Origin of the sequence: Devosia sp. (genome assembly GCF_028290645.1) — a bacterium.
In the GTDB taxonomy this organism is placed as follows: Bacteria; Pseudomonadota; Alphaproteobacteria; order Rhizobiales; family Devosiaceae; genus Devosia_A.
In genome coordinates, this window is the sequence record NZ_JAQGJL010000013.1 from 1 (window position 1) to 4,139 (window position 4,139).

At 64.7% G+C, this 4,139-nt stretch carries 3 protein-coding genes; all 3 read right to left on the reverse strand.

The window, feature by feature from the left end; translation table 11 throughout:
• Positions 1–205: 205 nt before the first annotated feature.
• Positions 206–2,020 carry an IlvD/Edd family dehydratase gene (locus JWQ89_RS00850; RefSeq protein WP_299637593.1) on the reverse strand — a complete coding sequence of 605 codons (1,815 nt, stop codon included), beginning with the start codon at positions 2,018–2,020 and terminating at the stop codon, positions 206–208.
• Positions 2,021–2,303: 283 nt separating this feature from the next.
• On the reverse strand, positions 2,304–3,329 hold the full coding sequence (locus tag JWQ89_RS00855; RefSeq protein WP_299637595.1) for a LacI family DNA-binding transcriptional regulator: 1,026 nt from the start codon (positions 3,327–3,329) through the stop codon (positions 2,304–2,306).
• Positions 3,330–3,363: 34 nt separating this feature from the next.
• The coding region (locus JWQ89_RS00860; protein WP_299637597.1) for an enolase C-terminal domain-like protein at positions 3,364–4,139 on the reverse strand (776 nt) is incomplete at its 5' end.

The window sequence follows — 4,139 nt, forward strand, 5'->3', positions numbered from 1 at the left end:
ATCAAGTCCGAGGATGACGGTGGTTGGGGTGGGATTGGGGCAGGAATGGAGGGGACTGAGGTAACAGACCCAGCGCAAGGTGCACCCCCCTCCACCGGCCTATGGCCGGTCCCCCTCCCCCGTAAACGGGAGAGGATTTCCCGACTGACAGATCAAACAAAAAGGCCCGGATCGCTCCGGGCCTTTGTCATTCGCTCCGCCGCGATCAGTGGTTGTCGCGGGGGATGCCCTGGGTTTGGGCGATGCGCTGGTAGTTGACGGCGGGCTTGAGCACGGCGCCGTTGCCGAGCTGGTCGACGAGGCCGCGCTGGATTTCCTGCCACGGGGTCTGGTGCGCCGGGTACTTGTAGCCACCTGCCGCATGCAGTTCGGCGCGGCGCTGCTCGATCTCCTCGGCGGAGATGAGGATGTCAGCTTCGCCCTTGTTGAGGTCGATGCGCACCCGGTCGCCGGTCTTGAGGATGGCGAGATTGCCGCCCGCCGCGGCTTCCGGCGAGGCATTGAGGATCGAGGGGGAGCCCGAGGTGCCGGACTGGCGGCCGTCGCCGATGCAGGCGAGCGAGGTGATGCCCTTCTTGATCAGGTAGTCGGGCGGCCGCATGTTGACGACTTCGGCGGCGCCCGGATAGCCGATCGGGCCGGCGCCGCGCATGAACAGCAGGGTGTGCTCGTCGATCTCCAGCGAGGGATCGTCGATGCGGTGGTGGTAATCCTCCGGGCCGTCGAAGACCACGGCCTTGCCCTCGAACATGTTCGGATGGACCGGGTCGTTGAGGTAGCGCTGCTTGAACTCCTCGGAGATCACCGAGGTCTTCATGATCGCCGAGTCGAAGAGGTTGCCGCGAAGGACGAGGAAGCCGGCTTCCTTCTTCAGGGCGTTGTCGAAATGGCGGATGACCTTGTGGTCCTGGATGGGAGTGTTGCGGCAGTTCTCGCCGATGGTCTTGCCGTTGACGGTGGGGGCGTTCTCGCGGATCAGGCCCTGCGACATCAGCTCGTTGACCACCGCCGGCACGCCGCCCGCATGGTAGTAGTCCTCGCCCAGATACTCGCCGGCGGGCTGCATGTTGACCAGCAGCGGCACCTTGTGGCCGTAGGTCTGGAAATCCTGCAGCTCAAGCTCGACGCCGATATGCCGGGCGATGGCCTGGATGTGGATGGGGGCGTTGGTCGAGCCGCCGATGGCCGAGTTCACCACGATGGTGTTGATGAAGTTGTCCTTGGTCAGGATGTCGGAGGGCTTCAGGTCCTCGTGCACCATTTCGACGATGCGCTTGCCGGTGCGGTAGGAGATTTCCTGGCGGTCGCGATAGGGCGCGGGGATCGCCGCGGAACCGGGGAGCTGCATGCCCAGGGCTTCGGCCAGCGAGTTCATGGTCGAGGCGGTGCCCATGGTGTTGCAGTAGCCGGTGGACGGGGCGGACGAGGCGACGAGTTCGATGAACTGCTCGTAGCCGATCTCGCCGGCGGCCATCATCTCGCGGGCCTTCCATACGATGGTGCCCGAGCCGGTGCGCTCGCCCTTGAACCAGCCGTTCAGCATCGGGCCGACCGAGAGCGCGATGGCCGGGATGTTGACAGTGGCGGCGCCCATCAGCATGGCGGGGGTGGTCTTGTCGCAGCCGATGGTCAAGACGACGCCGTCGATCGGGTAGCCGTAGAGCACTTCGACGAGGCTCAGATAGGCGAGGTTGCGGTCGAGCCCGGCGGTCGGGCGCTTGCCGGTTTCCTGGATCGGGTGGACCGGGAATTCGATGGCGATGCCGCCGGCCTCGCGGATGCCCTCGCGGACGCGCTTGGCGAGCTCGATGTGGTGGCGGTTGCAGGGCGAGAGGTCGGAGCCGGTCTGGGCGATGCCGATGATCGGCTTGCCCGACTGCAGCTCTTCGCGCGAGATGCCGTAGTTGAGATAGCGCTCGAGATAGAGCGCGGTCATGTCCGGGTTTTCCGGATTGTCGAACCAGGCGCGCGACCTCAGTTTCTTGCCGCCCTTGGCGGTCGCGCCATTACCCGAACTCATAGTGATCTCCTCAATGCAACAGGCTGTTTCGACGATCCTTAGCCCAATCCGAACGGACTGGGCAGGCATTCCTTCGATTGAGGGAGGATCGTACGGGGTGGGATGATAGAGATCGGGATATCCTGTGGCAATGGGGCTGGTTGGTGGGGGCTGGCTTGCTGGCCGGCGGGCCCGGTGGGTGTGGACCCCCACCCCTGTCCCCTCCCCCTCAACAGGGGGAGGGAGACCCTCCGGGGCTGTGTGGCATCCACGAGCACCCGCGCAAGCGGGTGTCGTTTCTCTCTCAACGGTTGGTGCTGTCGCGGGCTTCGAGGCGGATGGGTTGCAGGATAACGAGGTTGGAGATGGCTTCGCCGTTGAGCCGCTTCAGCAGCATGCGGCCGGCCTCGTAGCCCATCTCGTAGCTCGAGACGTGCAGCGTGGTGAGCGAGGGGCGGACATGGGGGGTGAAATCGAGATCGCCATAGCCGGCGATGGCGACGCGCCCGGGGATGTCGATGTCGCGGTCGACCGCCCGGACGATGGCGCCCGAGGCGAGGACATCGGTGCCGAAGAAGATGGCGTCGCAGTCCGGCAGCGCTTCCAGGATCTCGTCCAGCGCGTTCATGCCGTCGGCGAAGTTGCGGGTGCCGTCCTTGGGGTGGACCAGCTCGAGCTCGAGGCCGAATTTGGCGAGGCCGTCGCGGAAGCCGTCGATGCGCTGCGCCGTGCGGTCGATGGTGTGGCCGCAATAGGCGACGTGGCGGAAGCCGCACTCGCCGAAATGCTCACCCATCAGGCGGCCGGCATCGTAGCTCGACGAGCCGACCAGCATGTCGATCGGGTCGGGGCGATTGCCCCACATCTCCATCACCGGGATGCCGAGATTCTGCAGCGCGGTGCGGGTCTGGTCGGCGCGGACGACGCCGGTGAAGACCACGCCCGCCGGGCGGAACGGCAGCACCGACTCGACGACGTCGATCTCGAGCATTTCGGAATAGCCGGTCTGGGCGAACATCAGGTGGTAGGAACTGCCCTCGACGGCGTCGACAATTCCCTGCACCGAGGTGGCGAAATGCGGGTTGAGCAGGCTCGAGACGAACACCGTGATGATGTTGGAGTGGCCCGAGCGCAGCGAGGAGGCGAAGCGGTTGACCACGTAGCCGGTCTGCGCCACGGCTTCGAGCACACGGGTGCGCGTCTCCTCCTTGACCTTGTCGGGATATGAGAGCGCCCGCGACACGGTGATGGGCGAGACGCCGGCGACCCTTGCCACGTCCTCCACGCGAACCGGCCGGCCCGCACCCTTCCTGCCATTGCCCAATGTCAATACCATCCCCTAACGGCCATTTCAGGCACGTACCTCAATTCTGTGGAACGTTGAATCTCCAATACGACGGTGCGGCGCAATAGCCCTCGATGCGGATAACCTCGTTCCATTTGGCCGTCCGTTCCGAGCGCGTCATCGATCCGACCTTGATCTGGTCCGACATCAGCCCGACGGCGAGATGACTGAGCGTCACGTCCTCGCTTTCTCCGGAACGACCTGACTGTATGGTATTCCAACCAACCTGCCTGGCGCGCGTGCTTGCCGCCATCAGTTCCGATAAGGTGCCGCACTGGTTCGATTTGAGCAACACCGAATTACAGCAGCCGCGTGCTGCGGAAAGGGCAACACGGGACTCAGACGTGGTAAGATAGTCATCGCCGACGATCTGGATGGACTTTCCAAGCCGCTGCGTGATCTCGGCAAAACCTTCGTCGTCATCTTCGGCGAGGGGGTCTTCGAGCGAGACGATGGGGTACGCGGCGACCCATTTCTCCAGCAGCTCGATCATCTCGAGGGTCGAGAGGCACTTGTTCTCGAGCGCGAGGCGATAGGCACCGTCGGCGTAGAACGAGGTGGCGGCGACGTCGAGGGCGATGGCGATGTCGGCGCCGGGGCGGAAGCCGGCAGCCTCGATGGCGCGGGTCAGGAGTTCGAGCCCCTCCTCGTTGGCGGTGAAGTCGGGCCAGACGCCGCCTTCGTCGGCGACGCCGTTGAGTTTTCCATTTTTCATCATGGACTTGGCGGCAGCCATGTAGACTTCGGCGATCTGTTCGGTGGCCTCTCCGAAGCTCTGCGCGCCCACGGCGAGAA

Coding starts and splice junctions, on each gene's coding strand:
- JWQ89_RS00850 (WP_299637593.1), bottom strand. CDS start 2,020: ATGAGTTCGGGTAATGGCGCGACCGCCAAGGGCGGCAAGAAACTGAGG.